Raw genomic sequence first — 20,541 nt, 5'->3', positions numbered from 1 at the left:
ATTACTCGATAATATCGCCGCGCAGTAAATATCGACAGATTGCCATAGTGCTAATAAAGCCAAGTAAGGCGATTAGCATGGCGGCTTCAAAATATGTTTTTGTATTAAACCAGAGCCCGGCAATAACGATCAGGGCAATCGCATTAACGTACATGGTATCTAGCGCTAGCAATCGATCCGGTATATCTGGGCCGATGAGCAAGCGGTAAACATTCATGGCGAGCGCCAGCACAATGAGCGTCAAACTAATCCACAGGGCGATCGCTAGCATTCAAATATCTCCTTTATAGGGCGTTCGTAACGCTCCTTTATATCTTGAATGAGGGCCTGCTCATCCTGCATGTCGAGGACGTGAATCAGCAGAGAGGTATGATCTAGTCGTATATTGGTAGAAACGGTGCCGGGCGTCATGGTGATGGTATTGGCAAGTAGAGTGATGGCCAGACGATCCTGTACCTGTAAAGGGTATTCAATAAAGCCAGGGTGTGGTGTCCGTTTAGGACTCAATATCAATAAGCTCACCTGAAGGTTAGCGACAACGATATCGGCCAGCACACGTAAAATAAAACGTATCAGCTTGATAGGGTGCTTTACTCTAGGGAAGGGTAACCAAAAGGCGCGGGTTAGCAGCGGTATCCCAATGGCCAGTAACACCCCCAGCAATAGCTGGCCGAAGGATAAACTGCGCACCATGAGCAGCCAGGTAACAAAAAGAATGAGCGACAGTGCCGGTGCAGGAAAATAGCGGGCTAGCATTAGGGAATCCTCTCTGCGCGCAACGCCAGTTCTGAAACATTGGCCTCGGGGAGTACCGTCTGAATCGTCTGCTGGGGTGATGCAAGTTGTTCAGCAGTGGCTTGCATGTACTGGCTTACAGGCCCCGCCAGTAACACTAACAGCGGGGCACTAATCAATAACCACGTTACGCCAGATAGCTGCAAAGGAGTGATACGAGGCCCGCTGGGAGCACCTTTGTAGCTCGCCCAGAAAAATACCGAGCCAGCCCGAGAAAGGGCAATCATGGCCGCTAAGCCAGCCAAGAGTAATAGTGGCCACAGCAATAGCCGCTGTGCGCTATCCGCCGCCTGCATTAAGAGTAATTTGCCCAATGCGCCCGCTAAAGGGGGCAAACCCGCCATGGCGACGGCCCCAATCAAAAACATGCCGCCAAGTAGGGCGGGTTGATGGAGCTTCCGGGCACGAACCAAGCGGGTGCCCGCCTTGCCGCGCTGAAGGCCTATTAGCTCTGCCAATAGGAATAGCGCTCCCGCAATAAGCGTGGTGTGCACTAAATAGTAGAGTAAAGCGCCTGTGCCTGAAATATGCCCCATGCCCGCGCCGCTCATTAGCGTACCGACTGAAACAAGCACTAAATAAGCCACCAGGGTACGTAGATCGCGAGCGGCTAAAACGCCGATGCCCGCCAGCAAAAGGGTTGCCAAGCCGCCCCACCAAAGCCAATTATCGATATACACACTGGCTGGACTTTCCGAAAACACTAACGTTTGAACCCGGAGCAGAGCGTACACCCCAACCTTTGTCATAATCGCAAACAGTGCTGCTACCGGAGCGGGCGCAGAGGCATAGGTGCTCGGTAGCCAAAAATAGAGGGGTAAAATAGCCGCTTTCAAACTAAAGACAACGGTAAGCAGGAGCGCGCCTGCCGTGACAAGGGCTGCATTGGCCTCTTCCATCTGAGCAATGCGACGCCCCATATCTGCCATGTTAAGGGTGCCCGTTGCGCCATACAGCACTCCAAGCGCAATGAGAAACAGCGCCGAACCTACCAAGTTCAGCACCACATAGTGCAGCCCTGCACCAATGCGTGCCTTACCTCCACCGTGCATCAGCAGCGCATAGGAGGCCAGCAGTAGAATTTCAAAAAATACGAAGAGATTAAACAGGTCCCCAGTTAAAAAGGCGCCGTTTAAGCCCATTAGTTGAAGCTGAAAAATACCGTGAAAGTTACTGCCACGAGCATCGTCTCCCGCGCTGGCAAATAGGATGCATCCCAAGGCCAGTGCAGCCGTTAGTGCCACCATCAACGCCGAAAGGCGATCTAAAACCAGCACAATACCAAACGGCGCCTGCCAGTCTCCCAGGTTATAAACGCTGATGACGTCACTATTGGCAGTGACAAGAAGAACGACGGATAGCAAAACGAGCAGCGCGGTTGAGGAAATGCTAATGCGCCGCTGTAGCGCATTGGGAGATTGCCCCATGAGCACTAAGCCGAGCGCTGTCAGCATGGGTAAAAGGATAGGAAAGATTAATATGTGCTGGCCCATTAGCGAGTGCTTCCTTCTTCACCTTGCTGGCCATCAACATGGTCATTACCGAGTTCGGCGCGCGCTCGTATGGCCAGAATGACCATAAATGCGGTCATAGCAAAGCCAATCACGATCGCGGTTAAGACCAACGCTTGGGGAAGAGGGTCCGTGGGCGTTTCCGATGCACCAAGAACGGCGGCTGAGTGGGTTTGCAAGCCGCCGGTTGAAAACAAAAACAGGTTCACTGCATAGGAGAGTAACGTAAGCCCTACAATAATCGAGAAAGTGCGGCCCCTAAGTAGAAGGTAGAGACCGCTGGCGCTTAATACGCCGGTGACGAGCGAAAAAAGTAGCTCCATTATTTGTTGCCCTCTTTAGATGCCGTTTGCTGCGTTGTTTTGAGCGTGGGGCGATGGGCCGTGGTGACGCTGCCCAGATTGACCAAAATCATGAGTGCGGCACCGACGACGGCAAGGTAAACCCCCAAGTCAAATAGCATCGCTGTCGCCAGCTCGGTTTTGCCAATCAGCGGGATATCAAAGTAGCCAAATGAGGACGTGAGGAAGGGGTAGCCGAACAGCCAACTTCCTAAGCCAGTGAGCACCGCGACAACAAGGCCTAGCACTGAAATAACCGGGTACGAGAGCGGTAAGCGGCTGCTGGTCCATTCATAGCCACGTGCAATATATTGCAATAGCAGCGCGATAGCGGTGATTAGCCCGGCAATAAAGCCACCGCCGGGCTGGTTGTGCCCGCGTAAGAAAATATAGACTGAGACCAGCAGGGCCAGCGGTAAAATGATCTGAGCGACGACTTCAAGAATCATCGGATAGCGATGGCGTGACCAGCGAATCCCTTCCAGGTTGCCGGAGGGCTTAAAGAGTCTTAGTCGATTAAGCAGTTTATAGGTGGCCAACCCAGCCAAGGTCAGTACGGTAATTTCCCCTAGGGTATCGAACCCACGAAAATCTACCAAAATGACGTTAACAACGTTGGTACCCCCGCCGCCAGGCACGCTATTGGCAAGAAAGTAGTCTGAAATGCTCAACGCTTCTCGAGTTAAAAGAGCGTAGTTTAACCCCGCTACCACAAGTCCTAATGAACCCGCCAGTACGACATCTCGTACGATCCGTTGTGACGATACCCAGCGGGGAGGTCGTTGAGGAAGAAAAAACAGGGCGAGTATCAGCAGTATCATGGATACCACTTCAACTGAGAGCTGCGTCATTGCAAGATCGGGTGCGGAAAAGCGGATAAAGGTTAGCGAGACGGTAAGCCCGACCATAGAAAGCATTAACAACGATACCAGCCGCCAACGGTGGGAAAGCGCACTGCCGATGGCGCCTATCATAATCACACCGGCGCCGAGCAGTGTCAGCCCATCAACTGGCTGCATGTCAACGCCCCCGGCTAAAGACTCTAACTGGCTCAGGCCGAGCGCCGTCATGCCGAGTGCTGTTAGAAGAAGTAGCGCTTGATAGCGCTGTAGAGAGCCATTTTCTAAACGCAGCGTTAACCAAAGCGCAGCTTTAATAAGGCGTGTGACGGCTTTTTCAAAAAGAGCAGAGGCATCCGGCGCCGGTAGTAGGGAAGCTAAGGTACTGATGTTTTGATGCCGCCACAATAAAATGATGCCGCCAAGAATAGCGACCACGCTCATTAACAGCGGTAGGTTAATACCGTGCCACAGCGCGAAAACGAAAAGCGGCGCATTGTCCCCTTGCACGGCCATGCTCGCGGTGCGAACAAGGGGGGCTGCCAGCGTCATGGGGAATAAACCCACTAAAAGGCATAAGCAGGCCATGATTAAGCCAGGCAAATACATGCCTCTAGGTGGATCATGGGGGATGGTCACTTCTTCTGATGGATTAACGTTAGGGGCAAAAAATACGCAATATACCAAACGCAGTGAGTAGGCCACCGACAGGGTAGCGCCAACGAGTACCAGCAGGGGAATCACGCTGCCTAAACCACCAAAGAGTTCCGTGGCTAGGGCTTTAGTCAGCAGCATCTCTTTTGATAGAAAGCCATTAAACGGTGGAAACCCGGCCATCGCAGCGCCTGCCATAAGGGTTAATGTGCCGGTAATGGGCATAAGCGACCATAGCGCACCCAGGCGCCTGATATCGCGAGTGCCCGTTTCATGGTCGATAATACCAGCACTCATAAACAGCGTTGCTTTAAACAGCGCGTGGTTAAGGATATGGAACAAGGCCGCCACAATGGCCAGCGGCGTATCCAAACCCAGCAGCAGCACGATCAAACCCAGGTGGCTAACCGTTGAAAAGGCTAAAATACCTTTTAAATCACGCTCTAATAAGGCGAACCAAGCGCCATACACAAGCGTCGCTAAACCCGCTAGTGTTAGACTGACCGCCCAAAGTGATGTATCGCCTAGCGCTGGGTGTAGCCTTGCGAGCAGAAAAATTCCTGCTTTTACCATCGTAGAGGAGTGCAGGTAGGCAGAAACAGGCGTAGGCGCCGCCATGGCGTGCGGTAGCCAAAAATGAAAGGGAAACTGGGCTGATTTAGTAAAAGCGCCCAGTAGTACTAAGGCCATAATGATAGGGTAAGTAGATGCTTGTCGTAACTGATCGCCAGCAGCCAGTACGTCAGGTAATGCAAAGCTGCCCACCTCATGACCGATCAGTAAAATACCGGCCAGCAGCGCTAAGCCGCCAGCGGCAGTAACCGTGAGCGCCATCCGTGCGCCACGCCGCGCATCGCTACGGTGTCCCCAAAATCCTATCAACAGAAAGGAGGCAATGCTGGTGAGTTCCCAAAAAAGCCATAAGAGCAGTAGGTTATCGGCCATTACAATGCCGAGCATGGCTGTCATAAACAGCATCATGTAAGAGAAGAAGCGACCATCATTCTCGCTGCTGGCTAAGTAGTAGCCAGCGTAGATGATAATTAAACTGCCAATGCCTAAGATAAGCAGGCCAAATAGCAGGGTCAGACCATCTACCCTAAGGGCTAGATCAAGCCCCAGCAGGGGTATCCAGCTCAACTGCTGCGACACTATGCCGCCGTCTAGTAGTATCGGTAGGTGGCTGAGCATCAAAGCTAGGGCAGCCAGCGGGAGGATTGCGGTTGCGGTGGTACAGAGCAATCGCCCGCGAGAAGCAGTTAATAACGGCACTAATGTGCCAGCCAGTGTTAACAGTGGTATCCATAGCAGCTGCATTGCTAGCGTTCCACATTCTGGGCGGCAGCGGATGCTATCAATAAATAGGCTACGCTGCTGGTAAGGGCTTAGAGGGTCTTGCTAGCAACAAAAGCGCGTTTAGAAGCATGACTGGTAAGCGGCAGGTGCCTGATATAAGGTTTGCAGCTTAAAGTTTCCTGTTATCCAACACGGCTTTGACTGCTAACGTAAATCAGTTTATCGAAGCAGAGGTCTAGGCGATAGGCTACTTATGCCTATCGCACTTTAGTGTTACATCCTCAGCAAGGGTGATGCTGTCTTCGCTGGTAGCGCCGGGTAAAAGTGACAAGGCATTATGCCGAATGGGTTTTTCCATATGGGGAAAAATAGTTTGTTAATCAGGAGATTTTGCTAGATGCAACTCACCGTATTAATGGGATTTGTGCTGGCTGCCTCGTCGCCGCTGCTGAACCGCTGGTTTGGCCAGCGAGCAAGTATGGTGCTCGCGCTGTATCCAGCTTTGATGGCTGCTTGGCTCTTTAGCCAAGCCCCCTCAGTACTTAATGACGGTCCGTTGCTACTGGAATGGCAGTGGGTACCTTCGCTAGGCATTAGCCTAACGTTTATGCTCGATGGGCTGTCGCTGCTCTTTGGGCTGCTGATTACCGTGATTGGTACCTGCGTATTAATTTATGCAGGGGGCTATTTAAAAGGGCACGAGGACATTGCGCGCTTCCACTTGGCGCTGCTGGCTTTCATGGTGTCCATGCTGGGGTTGGTACTGGCTGATGGGTTGCTCACCCTGTTTGTTTTTTGGGAACTCACCAGCATCACTTCCTACTTGCTGATTGGCTTTAATCATACCGACATTGAAGCGCGGAAATCGGCCCGGCAGGGGCTATTTGTCACGGTTGCTGGCGGGCTTGCGCTGATGGCGGGGCTTGTGTTGTTAGGCGTGGCAAGCGGCAGCTGGTCACTTTCGGACATTGGCCAGATGGAAAGCGACTTGCGGGAACACGCTCTTTACACGCCTATGCTGATCTGCTTGCTGCTGGGTGCGTTTACAAAATCAGCGCAGTTTCCTTTCCATTTCTGGTTGCCTAATGCGATGGCAGCGCCCACTCCCGTATCGGCCTACCTCCATTCGGCTACCATGGTGAAAGCAGGTATTTATTTGCTGGCGCGGCTGCAGCCGGAGTTAGGCGGTACCGCGCTGTGGGTGGGTATCCTCTCGATAGTGGGTGCGACCACGATGCTCACCGGCGCATTCCTGGCGATCCAGCATACCAATATTAAGAAGTTGCTCGCTTACTCCACCATTATGGCACTGGGTACGTTGACCATGCTGTTGGGGATTGGCACCGACTACGCGATGACCGCCTTTGTGACGTTTTTACTGGGTCACTCGATGTACAAAGGCGCGCTGTTTATGGTGGCCGGGATTTTAGATCATGAGACCGGTACCAAAGACGTGACCGCCATGGGCGGTTTACGCAGGCAAATGCCAATCACCGCTGCGATAGCGCTAATAGCCGCACTTTCGCTGGCAGGCGTGCCGCCACTCTTTGGATTTATCGGCAAGGAGTTGATGCTGGAGTCAGTGTTTGGCGCTGAACGCTTCAGTATCTTACTGATACTTTTCGCATTTGTGTCTGCGGTGCTCACTATCGCCGTGGCGACTATTATTGCGCTAAGACCCTTTTATGGACGGCGCCATGAAACGCCTAAAACGCCTCATGAGGCCCCTTTTAGCATGTTGTTAGGCCCTGGGCTGCTGGCCGTCTTGTCACTTTTATTGGGCTTGCTCCCTGGCTTGCTGGGCGGCGATGCACTTTTAACCGCTGCGGCAACCGCAGTGGCCGGCGAACCCCTAGAAGTGTCTCTCGCGCTTTGGCATGGCATTAATGCCGCACTCATTATGTCGATTATTAGCCTTGGGCTAGGCTATCTGCTGTTTAAGCGCTGGGATAGCGTGCGTGCCAAACTCTCCGTTTTGGCGCCGGTGATGCGCCGCGGACCAGAAGCGGGCTACGAGGGCCTAATGAACGGCATTGTGCGCTTCTCTGAGTGGCAAACACACCTGCTGCAAAACGGTTATATGCGCAACTATATCCTTGTCATGCTGCTGGTGCTGATCGGCTTGATTGGAAACTCCATCTTACTGCGTCACTCCCCTCAGCTAGCGTTTACGCTGGACGTCCGCTTCCACGAGGTTATTGTGGTCGGCACGATGGTGATGGGGGCGCTGTTTGCAATCATTTCCCGCTCACGCTTAGGCGCTGTGGTGTCGGTGGGCATAATGGGCTTCTCCATTGCGCTGATCTTTATTCTTTTTAGCGCCCCTGACCTAGGGATTACCCAGCTGTTGGTCGAAACCCTCACCGTTATTCTGTTGGTATTGGTGCTGTTCCGCTTACCGCGTTTTTCTAACCTCTCGACCAGCCTTGAACGCGTGCGTGACGGTTTTGTCGCGGCCACGATGGGGGTATTGATTTTTCTACTGATCATGACCGCATGGAGTATCGATCAGTTTGAGACGATCTCAACCTACATGGTCGAGAACAGTGCGCCGCTTGCTCACGGCCGTAACATCGTCAACGTTATTCTGGTGGATTACCGAGCGCTCGATACCCTGGGTGAGATGTTCGTTCTCGCATTGGCTGCCATTGGCGTGATTGCCATGTTGAAGCTGCGCCATGATGCCAATGGCGATAAAGCCAATGAGGGCAACAAAAACAGCGCTAAGGAGCCGTACGATGGTTAAGTCAGGCACCATTATTCTGAACACGGCCGCGCGCTTTTTAATGCCGTTGCAGCTGATGTTCTCGGTCTTTCTACTGCTGCGTGGTCACGATGAACCCGGCGGTGGCTTTATTGCCGGGCTAGTGGCCGCTGGGGCGTTCACGCTCTACCTGTTTGCGTTTGGCGTTAGCGCTACGAAGGAAGTGCTGCGGATGGTAGATCCACGGGATTTGATTGGCGTGGGGCTGCTGCTGGGTATGATCTCTGTGGTGCCTGCGTGGTTTATGGGGCAGCCCTTCTTAACGGCCCAGTGGTGGACCATTCCGGTTATCGATTTTAAAGCCTCCACCCCGCTCATCTTTGATGTAGGAGTTTATCTTTCGGTGCTTGGCTCAGTAATGGGGATGGTGATGGCCTTGATGGAGGTAGATAAGGATGAACCTTAAGTTAACAGGGGGCCTTCAATGGAACCGATAATGGCATTGGCGATTGGGCTACTGTACGCCGCCGCCATTTTTATGATGCTTCGCCGCTCAATTGTTAAATTGGTTATTGGTCTATTGTTGCTCTCGAATGCGGCTAACCTGTTGATTTTTACAACAGCCGGGATGACACGCGGGGCGCCTCCTTTAATACCTGAAGGGATGTTGCAACCTTTGGGAGAGGTCGCTGATCCGCTACCCCAAGCAGTGGTGTTGACCGCTATCGTGATCGCGTTTGGCGTGTTGGCGTTTGCGGTGGTGTTGATTCGCCGAGCCTACGAAATTGTTAAGGCCGATGATTTGGACAAGATGAAGGATACCGACACGTGAGGCCTGAAGTTGCACTTCCCGTCCTGTTACCGCTACTTTCTGGCGCTGTCTCACTGCTTTTTTGGCGCTCACGTCCTATGCAGCGCTTTGTTGCTGTCGCGGGAAACGTAGCGCTTCTGCTGGTTAGCTTATGGCTATTTGTCGTGGTGCTGTCAGAGGGCTACGTCACTATGCAGATGGGTAGTTGGCCAGCGCCTTTTGGTATCACGTTGATTGCGGATATGCTCAGCGCAGTTATGATCCTGATGACCGGTATCATTGGGTTAGCGATGGGCATTTACTCGCTGGCCTCTACGGGTCGCGGACACGAAAAGTTTGGTTACTACCCTTTAATGCATCTCCTGCTGGCGGGCGTGGCCGGTGCTTTTCTCACCGGCGATATTTTTAACCTCTACGTATGGTTTGAGGTGATGTTGGTTGCCTCGTTTGCACTGCTGATTTTGGGGGGAGAGCGTGCTCAGATGGAAGGTGCCATCAAGTACGTGACGTTGAACCTACTAGCATCCGTTATCTTCCTAACTGCCGTTGGCCTGCTTTATGGCACGTTAGGTACGCTGAATATGGCCGATATAGCGCTGAGACTAGATGAAGCAGAGCACAGCGGTATGGTGGAAGTACTCGCCGTCATGTTCATGGTGGCTTTTGGTATCAAGGCGGCGGCATTCCCGCTGTTTTTTTGGCTGCCAGCGTCTTATCACACGCCTCCCGTCGCTGTTTCAGCGCTATTTGCAGGCTTGTTAACCAAAGTGGGCGTTTACTCGCTCTTCCGCGTTTTTACACTGATGTTCGATCAGACCATGGGCTACTTACAGGATATTATGCTGTGGGGAGCCGTATTGACCATGGTTACGGGGGTGCTAGGCGCCGCTGCTCAATACGAATTTAGGCGTATTCTCTCCTTTCACATCGTGAGTCAGATTGGCTATATGATACTGGGGCTAGCACTTTACACGCCGCTGGCAATTGCGGGTGGTGTTTTTGCCATCATGCATAACATTATTGTGAAGACGAATCTTTTCTTGATCAGTGGTATCACGCATCGTTTGCAAGGCACTTACCAGCTGAAAAAAATGGGCGGACTATATCGTGAGCGCCCCTGGTTAGCTGTGGCTTTCTTCATTTCCGCCTTTTCCTTAGCAGGTATTCCACCGCTTTCGGGATTCTTTGCCAAATTTGTGCTGGTGCGAGCGGGTTTAGAAGCGGAGGCCTATGTGGCGACAGGTATTGCGCTGGCGGTAGGGTTGATGACGCTCTATTCCATGGTGAAAATTTGGAATGAGGTGTTTTGGAAAGCGTTGCCGGAAGATAACCACATACCAGAACGACAAACGCCGGTGGGTGATGATGGTCGACTATTAAAACCCAACCTCTGGATTATGTACTTACCCGTGTTGGTGCTAGCCGCGATGTCATTGCTAATTGGTGTGTTTGCGGAACCCATTATTCAGGTAATGATGCTTGTGGGTGATCAGCTTATGTCCCCCGAGGGGTATATTGAAGCCGTGATGGGGCCTTCAGCCAGTGCCGAATCGGCACTGCTAACACCTATTGATATTCAGGCTGAACAGATAGGTGAGCGCATGGAGGAAACACCATGACCGGTGCAATTTGGAACCTGTTGTTAGGGTTGGCCTGGGTATTGTTGAGCGGGGATTTTTCCGGCCTTAATCTGCTGGTTGGGGTGATTTTTGGCTACATTGTGCTCTTAGTTATTGAGCCTCAGGTAGACTCTCTGAAAGGCTATCCAGCACGTATACCCAGAATTCTTGGCTTTATCTGCTTCTTTATTAAAGAGCTGGTTCAGGCTAACTTACGTGTCGCCTTTGACGTGCTAACCCCGCCTTGGCACATGCAACCAGGTGTGATTGCCTTGCCCCTCTCAGCTCGCACTGAAATGGAAATTACCATGGTGGCCAGTCTCATTTCGCTTACACCAGGCACCCTCAGCTTAGATGTGTCTGATGATAAGAAGGTGCTCTACATCCATGCCATGTTCTTAGACGATGAAGATGAGCTACGGCGCAGCCTTAAGCATATGGAGCATCGGGCCTTGGAGTTATTTCGTTAATGGATACTGTGATTGTAATTAGCCAGATCATTATGGGTATAACACTCATCTTGACCTTTGTGCGGGTTGTGCGTGGCCCCAGCCTGCCGGATCGCGTTGTGGCTTTGGAGCTTTTTTCTACCACCGTTGTAGGCTTGGTGGGGGTTTACGCCATTCAGTCTGGCGTGGCGAGTTTTCTCGATGCAGCCATTGTGATTGCGCTAATGGGCTTCTTGGCTGCCATCGGCTTTGCGCGCTTTTTGGAACGTGGAGGGCCACGAGATGATTGAATTTATCAAAGGTACGATGCTGATCGCAGGGTCGCTGCTTATGTTGCTGGCAGCCATCGGGTTACTGCGTTTACCTGATTTGTTAACCCGAATGCATGCGACCACTAAGGCCGCCGCGTTAGGGGTGATTCTAATTATGCTCGCGTCAGCCATGCACTTTGCTGAAGTGGGCGTAGTGGCTCGCTCGTTCGCCATTATTGTGTTTATTTTGATGACAGCCCCCGTTGCTGCCCACGTCATTGGCAGGGCGGCGTATTTTGTTGGCTCGCGGCTATGGAGTGGCACTGTCAAAGATGAGCTGCGCCCTAACTATGACCCGCTGACCCATGAGCTTAAAAGTGGACTTGAAACCCACGAAAATGCAAAACGGCATCCGCGAGATACAGATCCTAACTAAGCCAAGTGTCGTTGAGTAAAACGAGAGCAGCAAAATCTCAACGTATTCTTTGATGCTGCTCATCATTGCCACTCTCTATAAGCAGAAGCCATCCGCCAGGATGGCTTTTTTTATACCTGAAAATCATAAATAGAACCGTGTCGGTGTATTATCATGTACAATAATTGTACCTGTATGTGAGCGTGTCTATCTTTTAGGGCTGTTTTACAGCCGCCACGCTACTAGACATAGAGAAAAGCAAATGCACCAGAAGCAACATCTACCGCAAAAAGAGTGTGCCCATTGTCAACGCCCGTTTAGCTGGCGCAAGAAGTGGGCGCGCTGCTGGGATGAAGTGCGCTACTGCAGCGAACGCTGTCGTCGCGAATCCAAGCAGTAAAGGACGCCTAGGAGGCAAGCGCATGACTACTTCGATCGATATTGTCTGGCTGCAAGACAACTTGCGCGTAGCCGATAATTTATTATTACAGTTTGATTCCCCTCCTGATCAATTGCTTTGTCTTTATGTGCTGGATCAGCGCTGGTTACAGCCTAGTGTGGAGGGAGAGCCAACGCCGAGGTTAGGCCCTGCTCGTCTTCGGTTCCTTTGGCAGAGCCTGATGGAACTCCGCGGTGAGCTACTGCAGCGTGGTAGCGACCTCTTGGTGCGTATTGGCGAGCCAGCCGAGGTCGTTGTTCAATTAGCAACGTCGCTTAATGTGCGGGAAGTGCGCACTTCGGCCCACGCTGGCAGTGAAGAAGTAGCGCATACCGCCAAGGTCTCACAGCAGCTTCCAGCAGAGACTCAGTTAACATGTATTGATAATGGCTATTTGATTAGTGCCGATGAGCTGCCTTTTGCAGCTGATTCGCTACCTGCCAGTTTTTCGGCGTTTCGTAAAAGTGTTGAGAAGCAGTGCGTTATTCCGCCGCCCAAGCATGCGCCCATCACGTTGCCCCCTTGGCCAGAGGCGCCACGCGGCTTTCCACCACTTAAGTCAGTATGCCCAGACAGTGATGCATGGCAGCCAGACGATCGCCAAGGCTTCACATTTATGGGGGGAGAGGCGGCCGCTCTCGATAGGTTGAAAAGCTACTTATGGCAGCAAAATGGTGGTGAATCCTACAAAAAAACGCGTAACGGGTTGCTAGGTGCTAATTTCTCAACACGGCTTTCCCCCTGGCTAGCCCGCGGCTGCTTATCGGCGCGACAAGTTCATCAAGAAGTTAAAGCATGGGAGGAGGCAAACGGCGCGACAGAATCAAGCTACTGGATTATTTTTGAACTGTTGTGGCGAGACTACTTCCAGCGTGCGGCTCAGCTAGAGGGTCGTTTGTTGTTTGGGCGTGAGCAGTTACCCAAGCCAAACGAAGCATTTAATGCATGGCGTAATGCGACCACCGGTGTGCCCTTTATTGATGCTGCGATGTTAGAGCTGTACCGCACTGGGTGGATATCCAATCGCGCGCGCCAAAACGTGGCTAGTTTCCTGGTAAAAGACCTACAGGTAGATTGGCGGTTAGGCGCTTGGTGGTTCGAACACTGCTTGATCGATTATGACGTGGCCAGTAATTGGGGTAATTGGCGTTATATTGCAGGCGTCGGGCGTGATCCGCGCCAGGATCGCTACTTTAATGTACTTAAGCAGGCGGGGCACTATGACCCTAAAGGGTTGTATGTGGCCTATTGGTTGCCTGCATTAGCGTCGCTGCCGTGTGGTCTTGAGCGCCATCAACCTTGGCGGGTTGCGCCGACAGAGTTCCCAACGCCTCGGGTGATGCCTGATGAGTGGCAGCGTTGGTTGATTGACGAAGCCGAGCTTGAAGAGGCTGAGTATAAACAAGGAGGAAGTAATGAAGCTGCTGTGCAGTGATCGCCGTTTGGCTTGGGGATTAGGCATTGCAGGGTTAATTCCTTTTGCGGCTGCCCTGGGGCTTGCGTGGTGGGGTCCCATCGCGTGGCAAATCATGGCGATTTATAGCTTTGTATATTACAGCGCAGTGATTCTGTCCTTTTTGGGCGGCGTGCATTGGGGGGCGGCTATTCAAAATCCTCGTGAGGGCAACCGTCGCCGCTTAGTGCTTGCAATGGTGCCAAGCTTAATTGCTTGGCCGGCACTGATGATGAACACCGTGTCTGGCCTCTGGGTTTTATTAGCGGGCTTTGTGCTGATAGGTGGCTACGACGTGAGCCGAGAAGGGCGGGTAGGCTTTCCGCGCTGGTATCTCATATTGCGTCTACTGCTGACGCTATTCGTGCTGCTCTTCCATATACTTTTACTGTTTCGCCTGGGTAGCTAGTGCGAGGACTAGTAACGATCGGCTTTCTGCGTCATGATCAGGCTCACGCTAAGGATTGCTGAGAGATTATTGCTATGTTGTTGAAACATAAAAGGTTATTGAAAAATAAAGAGTTGTTGAGAAATAAAGAGTTGTTGAGAAATAAAAGACCGCTAGGTTCTGGTGCAGCGTTTTGTCTTTCACTCGTGCTGGCCGCAGGTGTCGTTTCCCCAATGAATGCCAACGCACAGGCGAGTCAACGGCTAATGACGGAAGTGGACGCCCAGGCCGCAGAAGAGTTGCGCTATGCCAGCTTTAACCAATGGCTGAGCGAGTTTCGTCGCTTCGCTGCTGAACAAGGTATTAGTGAAGCAACACTGGCATCTGCTTTTGATGGCGTGCGCTATCGTGACCGCGTGATTGAACTAGATCGCTACCAACCGGAGTTTGTTCGCCCGATATGGGATTATCTAGACACTGCCGTTTCCAGCACGCGGATTAATAACGGCCGTGAAAAATATGAGCAGCACCGCGATACCGCACGCCAGATGCAGCAGCGTTATGGCGTACCTGCCGAGGTTATTGTCTCAATCTGGGGGGTTGAAAGTAACTACGGCAGCAACTTCGGCGACTTCTCAACTCTTGAATCTCTAGCAACGCTTGCCTACGACGGCCGTCGGCGGGAGTTTGCCCGGGGAGAGCTGCTAGCCGCACTGCGGATTATCGACCAGGGCGATATTGCCGCGGATCAAATGCGCGGTTCGTGGGCTGGCGCGATGGGCCATACCCAATTTATACCCAGTAGTTTTGAAGCGTATGCGGTGGATGGCGATAACGACGGGCGCCGAGATATTTGGGGCAGTATCCCTGATGTGATGGCCTCAACAGCCAATTACTTGGCGCGAGCAGGCTGGCAGCCCGGACAGCCGTGGGGTGCCGAAGTAGTGCTACCACCGTCGTTTGATTACTCACAAACCGAGCGTCGCAGCAGCGCAGAGTGGGCGGCGCAAGGCGTGCGAGCGGTTAATGGCGAGCTGCCAGACATTGATAACGCGGCCATTATCGTTCCTGCGGGTGCAGAGGGGCCTGCCTTTATCGTCGGGGCCAATTTCCGCGCTATTTTGCGTTACAACAACGCTACCAGCTATGCATTAGCCGTCGCGACACTTGCCGACGCTATTGCGGGCCGTGAGGGAATCACCCAGTCCTGGCCTAGAGATCAGGCACCTTTGACCCGCGACGATGTCAGAAACCTCCAGCAGCGATTGAACAGTGCTGGTTATTCGGTAGGCGTTGCAGACGGCATTATGGGGCCTAATACACGAGAAGGAGTGCGAGCCTTCCAGCGCGATCAAGGGCTGACGCCGGACGGCTTCGCCACCCAAGCGCTGCTTGAAAAACTTCGTTAATCAATAACCTGCTCAACAGGGATGAGATGCAATGGGTAAAACGTTTTTAAGCCGGACGTGGGCGGCTACTTTAGCAAGTACATTCATGGTCGGTACGTTAATGGCAAGTGCCACTGCAACTGCTGAAGAGCCTGCCATCTTTGGGTGGGTTGAAAATGCCACCGTTGAGCCATGGGGCATTGCGGTGAAGGCAAAGCTAGACAGCGGCGCACTTACCTCATCCCTGGATGCACGGGATATCGAGATGTTTGAAAAAGCGGGCGAGGAGTGGGTGCGTTTTCGCTTAAAGCTTGAGGATCAATCAAGTGGCGAAACATTTAGCGACCAAATTGAGCGCCCGCTCTATCGCGAACTCGCAGTGCGTGGCGCTGGCGGTCGCGACGAACGTCCAGTGGTACTCATGGACGTGTGTATGGGCGATACGATTTACGAAGAGCAGTTTAGTCTGCGCGACCGTGAAGAGATGATTTATCCGCTGTTGTTGGGACGCCGCACCATCAGCCACCTGGGCTTGTTAGACGTGCGCAGCACGTTTTTACAAGACCCACAGTGTGGGGAGAATGCGAAGCGCGTCCCCCACGATCCAGACGATAACCAGTCCTAGAACAGCCTGGACAGCAGAGCTGTGACGGCGGTTTCTACCCGCAAAATGCGGGGGCCAAGATGAATGCCCTCGCATCCTGATGCTAGCAGTTGCTCTACTTCCCACTCAATAAACCCGCCTTCAGGGCCAACAAGTAATAGCGTTGCGTCACTAATGCCTCTGGGGCACGGTTTTGGCATGCCTGGATGCGCCACTAAACCGCGGCGCCCGTTCAGAAGTAAGGGCAATTGCGCTTCAATAAAGGGCCTAAAGCCTTTACTCAACGTGACCGTAGGCAAATGGGTATCTTTGGCTTGCTCAAGGCCGAGCATCAGGTGCTGGTGAATTTTGTCGGGGCGCAGTTCCGGCGACTGCCAGTAGCTCTTTTCCACCCGCTTGGTGTGTAGCAGCGTAATATCCTTTACCCCTAGCGCAGTGACGTGCTCCAACGTACGGGCCAGCATGCGTGGGCGGGGCAGAGCCAGCACCAAATGAACGGGGAGCGGCGGTGGCGGCAGTTCTTCTAGTGTGTCGAGTGAGAAAATAGCCTGTTCATGGCTTAGCTCAACCAGTTCGCCTTTACCAATGTGGCCGCCCAGAATGCCTACACTGAAGGCTTCACCTTGGGCGGCGCGATGCACCTCCCTTAAATGTGTGAGGCGGCGGTCATCGGTAATTCGGGCATGGCGGTCAGCGCCGATGTCATTGGGATCAAGCAAAATCAGGTTCATGGCGGTCGTCTATTGTCAAAAGAGAGGCTCGCTTAACGCGGCTAATCGGTTAAGCTGGCTTGCATGAGCGTGTGTTGCAGGCACAATACCAGCAACGGCGACAAAAGCCTCTATCACGTTTAAGGAGATGCGCAGTGCGCGTAATTCGCAAATATGCCAACCGTAGGTTGTACGATACTCAGCAGAGCCGTTACGTAACGCTCGAAGATTTGCGGCGTTTGATTATCGATGAAGAACCTTTTCGCGTCGAAGATGCAAAAAGCGGTGAAGACCTAACGCGCACGATTTTACTGTCGATTATTATCGAACAGGAACAAGCCGATAGTGAGGCCGAGGTGTTTTCGAATGACCTGCTGGCCCAGCTGATCCGTGTTTACGATATGTCCTCACCGCTCCCCCTGGCGCGCTACCTTGAGCAGGGGACGCAGCTGATGCTGGAACAACAAAAACGTATGCAAACCCAGTGGAAGCAGGCGATGCGCCACTCGCCCATTGAGTTTATGCGTGAACTGGCGGAAGAGAACATGCGTTTTTGGCAAAAAGCGATCAATCAGCCAACGCCACCGGAAGATGACGACGCGCAGGAGCCGAAAGAGGATAAAAACTCTTAATATCACGGTGAATGAAACCGCCTTTATCGAACTCGTTGTAGGCAACGCCGCTACGGACGCATAAGACCACTTGGGGGCGCGTTGTGGCATAATGCGCCCGATAAACGCTCTCTCGTGTAAGAAGGACGACCATGAAAGTTTTGATGATAGGTGGCGGTGGCCGTGAACATGCGTTGGCATGGAAATTGGCGCAATCCAGTGATGTTGAGCAAGTGTTTGTTGCACCTGGCAATGCGGGCACGGCAACAGAGTCTGGGTTGACCAACGTGGATATTGCTGCCACCGATTTGGTGGGATTAGTCGCATTTGCTCAGCGCGAGCAGATTGGGTTAACCGTCGTCGGGCCTGAAGCCCCTTTGGTGGACGGCGTTGTTAACCGTTTTCAGACGGCAGGATTAACGATTTTTGGCCCCACCCAACAGGCCGCCCAGTTGGAAGGCTCCAAATCGTTTACTAAAGACTTCTTGGCTCGCCATCACATCCCTACCGCTGACTATCAAACGTTTACCGCAGTAGAGCCTGCCCTTGCTTACTTAGCTGACGTAGGGGCGCCGATTGTGATTAAAGCGGATGGGTTAGCCGCAGGCAAAGGCGTTATTGTGGCAATGAGCGAAGCGGAAGCAGAAGCGGCGATTCGCGATATGCTCGACGCTAACGCCTTCGGTGACGCAGGGGCTCGCGTGGTCATCGAAGAGTTTCTTGACGGTGAAGAAGCCAGTTTTATCGTCATGGTGGATGGCGAAAACGTCGTGCCGATGGCCACCAGCCAAGATCACAAGCGTGCTTATGATGGCGACACCGGCCCGAATACGGGAGGTATGGGGGCCTACTCTCCGGCCCCGGTGGTTACTCCAGAAGTCGATAAGCGCATCATGGAGCAGGTCATTTTGCCCACCGTGCAAGGCATGGCAAAAGAGGGGAATGCGTATACCGGTTTCCTTTACGCTGGGCTTATGATTGACGCCGAAGGCAACCCTAAAGTTATCGAGTACAACTGTCGCTTTGGCGATCCCGAAACACAGCCGATCATGCTGCGTTTGAAGTCTGATCTTGCGGCCCTTTGTCTAGCGGGTGCAAAAGGCGAGCTTGCCGGAAAACAGTGCGAGTGGGATAGCCGTGCTGCGGTCGGGGTCGTGATGGCGGCAGGCGGCTATCCGGGTAGTTATCGCAAAGGCGATGTTATCCAGGGGTTGGAAGCAGCAGAGCAAATGCAGTGTAAAGTTTTCCATGCAGGCACCGCGCAAACTGAACAAGGCAGTATCACCACCGCTGGTGGGCGGGTACTGTGTGTGACGGCGCTTGGTGAGAGCGTATCTGCTGCACAGCAGCAGGCCTACCAAGGGGTCAGCGCGATTCATTGGGAAGGCGTAGAGTATCGTCAAGATATCGCCTTTCGTGCTATTGCGCGGGAAAAGTAAGCGCGGATTCAAAGAGAGCTTTCATTAAACGAGAGCGTTTTACTGGCTAGTTTCACCGATAAGGAGTCATGCATGGAGCGAGTTACGCTGGAATTTCCTGCGGAAGCGGTTATTCATCGCCATCCCTTAACGGTACGCGTCACCGATATGAACTACGGCCGACACTTGGGGCATGATGCCCTGGTGTCGCTGCTCCACGAGGCGAGGGTACATGCCTTCGCCGCTCTTGGCTTACCCGAGTGGGATATGCAGGGGTACCCCAGCGTGGTGGTAGATCTGGCGGTACAGTATCAACATGAAGCACGCTGGCCCGATGCACTGGTTATCGATACGGCGGTACCTGAACCAACGGGTAAAGCGCTGACGATTTATCAGCGTATTCGCAACGCCGAAAAGGATAACGTGGTAGCCACCGCCCGGGTGAACCAGCTGCTGCTAGACCTTTCAACAGGGCGGCCTGTGGCTGTGCCTGAAAAAGTGAAACAGTCCCTAGCCCAGGCGAGGGAAGCCTAATGTCCCGGGAGTACCCCATCATTGGGATAACGGGCTCATCGGGCGCGGGAACCACGACGGTGAGGCGCAGCTTCGAGCGCATGTTCCTGCGTGAAGATGTGCACGCTGCTATGGTGGATGGCGATGCATTTCATCGCTACACCCGTGATGATTTGCAGCGCATGTTCCGTGAAGAGCCAGAGCGTAAAGATGAACTCTCCCACTTTGCCGTGGAGGCGAATCTTCTGGATCGGCTCGAAGGGCTGTTTATTGAGTACGGCGAACATGGAACCGGCACTTTCCGCCACTATATCCATGCCGAGGATAAGCAGAAAATTGAAGCTGGATATCGAGTAGGCACCTTTACCGAATGGCAGTCGCTACCTTGTGGCACGGATCTGCTTTTTTACGAAGGTCTGCACGGCGGTTTGGTGACCCAAGAGTACGATATTGCGCGTCATGTTGATTTGTTAGTGGGTGTCGCGCCGACTATGAATCTGGAGTGGATTCAGAAAATTGACCGCGATACGAAGCTGCGCGGGTACTCTCAAGAGGCGGTGATCGACACGATTCTAGGCCGAATGGGTGATTATGTGCGTTATATTCAGCCGCAATTCTCTCGTACCCACATTAATTTTCAGCGAGTGCCTACGGTAGACACCTCAAACCCGTTTGAGGTACAGGATATACCCACAGATGCGGAATCGTTTGTCGTCATACGGTTTCGGGATCCGTCAACGGTGGATTTTCCGTGGTTATTAGCAATGATTAAAGACTCCTTTATGACCCGCCCGCACACCCTGGTAGTGCCGGGAGCGCGTATGTCGTTAGCCATGGAGTTAATCTTAGCGCCGTTGGTACGTCATCTGCTTTCTCAACGGCGTTTTCGCTAACCTTTTGTTTTTATTTTCACGTTTTTGTTATGTCTTTATTACAACAATGAAGGAGGCTGCTATGGAATGCCTGTTTTGCAAAATTATTAACCGTGAAATTCCTGCTGATATCGTATTTGAAGACGAGCACGTGCTCGCTTTCAATGATATAAGCCCTCAAGCGCCGACCCATCAGCTCATCATTCCTAAAAAGCATATTGCAACGTTAAACGATATTGCGCCTGACGATCTAGCCGTCGTTGGACGTTTGCAATACACCGCCGCTCAGCTAGCCAAGCAGCAAGGGTTTGCCGATGATGGTTATCGCGTGGTGATGAACTGTAATGAGATGGGGGGGCAAACGGTTTACCATATTCACATGCACTTGATGGGTGAGCGCCAATTTACGTGGCCTGCAGGCTAGTGAGCAGGTAGCCTCCCCCGCATATTCTGCTTAACG

Annotated in this window: 23 protein-coding genes; 17 read left to right on the top strand and 6 right to left on the bottom strand. The window is 52.7% G+C overall.

All coding sequences use genetic code 11. The annotated features are described in order from the left end of the window. Position 1: 1 nt before the first annotated feature. The 5 genes from LG301_RS11060 to LG301_RS11040 are packed head-to-tail and all read right to left on the bottom strand — an operon-like array spanning position 2 to position 5,457. Positions 2–271 carry a K+/H+ antiporter subunit F gene (locus LG301_RS11060; RefSeq protein WP_009097114.1) on the bottom strand — a complete coding sequence of 90 codons (270 nt, stop codon included), beginning with the start codon at positions 269–271 and terminating at the stop codon, positions 2–4. Then, positions 265–756, bottom strand: coding sequence for a Na+/H+ antiporter subunit E (locus tag LG301_RS11055; protein WP_404471219.1), 492 nt, complete (start codon positions 754–756; stop codon positions 265–267). The genes LG301_RS11060 and LG301_RS11055 overlap by 7 nt, the downstream gene beginning before the upstream one ends. Beyond that, on the bottom strand, positions 756–2,288 hold the full coding sequence (locus LG301_RS11050) for a monovalent cation/H+ antiporter subunit D (RefSeq protein ID WP_404471218.1): 1,533 nt from the start codon (positions 2,286–2,288) through the stop codon (positions 756–758). Before LG301_RS11050 ends, LG301_RS11055 begins: the two co-directional genes overlap by 1 nt. Continuing rightward, entirely contained in the window at positions 2,288–2,629 is a 342-nt protein-coding gene (locus LG301_RS11045; RefSeq protein ID WP_404471217.1) for a Na+/H+ antiporter subunit C, read from the bottom strand. The genes LG301_RS11050 and LG301_RS11045 overlap by 1 nt, the downstream gene beginning before the upstream one ends. Next, the gene (locus LG301_RS11040) at positions 2,629–5,457 is read right to left on the bottom strand and encodes a monovalent cation/H+ antiporter subunit A (protein ID WP_404471216.1); all 2,829 of its coding nucleotides are present in this window, start codon (positions 5,455–5,457) and stop codon (positions 2,629–2,631) included. Before LG301_RS11040 ends, LG301_RS11045 begins: the two co-directional genes overlap by 1 nt. Positions 5,458–5,833: 376 nt before the next feature. Between LG301_RS11040 and LG301_RS11035 the strand changes: the two genes are divergently transcribed. The 12 genes from LG301_RS11035 (at position 5,834) to LG301_RS10980 (ending at position 15,978) form a co-directional block, all read left to right on the top strand. Beyond that, positions 5,834–8,182 carry a putative monovalent cation/H+ antiporter subunit A gene (locus LG301_RS11035; RefSeq protein ID WP_404471215.1) on the top strand — a complete coding sequence of 783 codons (2,349 nt, stop codon included), beginning with the start codon at positions 5,834–5,836 and terminating at the stop codon, positions 8,180–8,182. Further along, positions 8,175–8,606: a Na+/H+ antiporter subunit B gene (locus LG301_RS11030; RefSeq protein ID WP_404471214.1), complete on the top strand. Its 432-nt coding sequence runs from the start codon at positions 8,175–8,177 to the stop codon at positions 8,604–8,606. The genes LG301_RS11035 and LG301_RS11030 overlap by 8 nt, the downstream gene beginning before the upstream one ends. 18 nt (positions 8,607–8,624) lie before the next feature. Beyond that, positions 8,625–8,972, top strand: a complete 348-nt coding sequence (locus LG301_RS11025) for a Na+/H+ antiporter subunit C (protein WP_263068008.1) — start codon at positions 8,625–8,627, stop codon at positions 8,970–8,972. After that, positions 8,969–10,570, top strand: a complete 1,602-nt coding sequence (locus LG301_RS11020; RefSeq protein ID WP_404471213.1) for a Na+/H+ antiporter subunit D — start codon at positions 8,969–8,971, stop codon at positions 10,568–10,570. Before LG301_RS11025 ends, LG301_RS11020 begins: the two co-directional genes overlap by 4 nt. Further along, positions 10,567–11,040 carry a Na+/H+ antiporter subunit E gene (locus LG301_RS11015; RefSeq protein WP_404471212.1) on the top strand — a complete coding sequence of 158 codons (474 nt, stop codon included), beginning with the start codon at positions 10,567–10,569 and terminating at the stop codon, positions 11,038–11,040. Before LG301_RS11020 ends, LG301_RS11015 begins: the two co-directional genes overlap by 4 nt. Next, positions 11,040–11,309: a monovalent cation/H+ antiporter complex subunit F gene (locus LG301_RS11010; protein ID WP_404471211.1), complete on the top strand. Its 270-nt coding sequence runs from the start codon at positions 11,040–11,042 to the stop codon at positions 11,307–11,309. Before LG301_RS11015 ends, LG301_RS11010 begins: the two co-directional genes overlap by 1 nt. Continuing rightward, on the top strand, positions 11,302–11,706 hold the full coding sequence (mnhG, locus tag LG301_RS11005) for a monovalent cation/H(+) antiporter subunit G (RefSeq protein ID WP_263068013.1): 405 nt from the start codon (positions 11,302–11,304) through the stop codon (positions 11,704–11,706). The genes LG301_RS11010 and mnhG overlap by 8 nt, the downstream gene beginning before the upstream one ends. A gap of 241 nt (positions 11,707–11,947) precedes the next feature. Next, on the top strand, positions 11,948–12,085 hold the full coding sequence (locus LG301_RS11000; protein WP_404471210.1) for a DUF2256 domain-containing protein: 138 nt from the start codon (positions 11,948–11,950) through the stop codon (positions 12,083–12,085). A gap of 22 nt (positions 12,086–12,107) precedes the next feature. Then, positions 12,108–13,559, top strand: coding sequence for a DASH family cryptochrome (locus LG301_RS10995; RefSeq protein WP_404471209.1), 1,452 nt, complete (start codon positions 12,108–12,110; stop codon positions 13,557–13,559). After that, complete coding sequence (locus LG301_RS10990) at positions 13,540–13,986, top strand: DUF3429 domain-containing protein (protein WP_404471208.1); 447 nt, start codon at positions 13,540–13,542, stop codon at positions 13,984–13,986. Before LG301_RS10995 ends, LG301_RS10990 begins: the two co-directional genes overlap by 20 nt. Positions 13,987–14,198: 212 nt before the next feature. Next, positions 14,199–15,374: a lytic murein transglycosylase gene (locus LG301_RS10985; protein WP_404471207.1), complete on the top strand. Its 1,176-nt coding sequence runs from the start codon at positions 14,199–14,201 to the stop codon at positions 15,372–15,374. 85 nt (positions 15,375–15,459) lie between these two features. After that, positions 15,460–15,978 (top strand): ATP-dependent zinc protease, encoded by a 519-nt coding sequence (locus tag LG301_RS10980; RefSeq protein ID WP_404471206.1) that lies wholly within the window; start codon positions 15,460–15,462, stop codon positions 15,976–15,978. On the opposite strand, the gene LG301_RS10975 is transcribed toward LG301_RS10980, so the two are convergent. Further along, positions 15,975–16,688: a 16S rRNA (uracil(1498)-N(3))-methyltransferase gene (locus tag LG301_RS10975; protein ID WP_404471205.1), complete on the bottom strand. Its 714-nt coding sequence runs from the start codon at positions 16,686–16,688 to the stop codon at positions 15,975–15,977. The two genes, LG301_RS10980 and LG301_RS10975, sit on opposite strands and share 4 nt — an antisense overlap. Before the next feature lie 134 nt (positions 16,689–16,822). Here LG301_RS10975 and phaR point away from each other — a divergent pair, with 134 nt between their 5' ends. The 5 genes from phaR (at position 16,823) to LG301_RS10950 (ending at position 20,505) form a co-directional block, all read left to right on the top strand. Continuing rightward, entirely contained in the window at positions 16,823–17,299 is a 477-nt protein-coding gene (phaR, locus tag LG301_RS10970) for a polyhydroxyalkanoate synthesis repressor PhaR (protein ID WP_404471204.1), read from the top strand. Positions 17,300–17,430: 131 nt separating this feature from the next. Further along, the gene (gene purD, locus LG301_RS10965; RefSeq protein ID WP_404471203.1) at positions 17,431–18,717 is read left to right on the top strand and encodes a phosphoribosylamine--glycine ligase; all 1,287 of its coding nucleotides are present in this window, start codon (positions 17,431–17,433) and stop codon (positions 18,715–18,717) included. Positions 18,718–18,789: 72 nt separating this feature from the next. After that, positions 18,790–19,230, top strand: coding sequence for an acyl-CoA thioesterase (locus LG301_RS10960; protein ID WP_404471202.1), 441 nt, complete (start codon positions 18,790–18,792; stop codon positions 19,228–19,230). Next, positions 19,230–20,102, top strand: a complete 873-nt coding sequence (locus LG301_RS10955) for a phosphoribulokinase (protein ID WP_404471201.1) — start codon at positions 19,230–19,232, stop codon at positions 20,100–20,102. Before LG301_RS10960 ends, LG301_RS10955 begins: the two co-directional genes overlap by 1 nt. Positions 20,103–20,163: 61 nt before the next feature. Then, on the top strand, positions 20,164–20,505 hold the full coding sequence (locus LG301_RS10950) for a histidine triad nucleotide-binding protein (protein WP_404471200.1): 342 nt from the start codon (positions 20,164–20,166) through the stop codon (positions 20,503–20,505). The last annotated feature ends 36 nt before the right edge of the window (positions 20,506–20,541 follow it).

The sequence above is a fragment of the Vreelandella venusta genome (genome assembly GCF_044809155.1).
Lineage (GTDB): Bacteria > Pseudomonadota > Gammaproteobacteria > Pseudomonadales > Halomonadaceae > Vreelandella > Vreelandella venusta_B.
The sequence above is the reverse complement of the archived record's forward strand: the minus strand, read 5'-3'. Positions and strand labels throughout refer to the sequence as shown.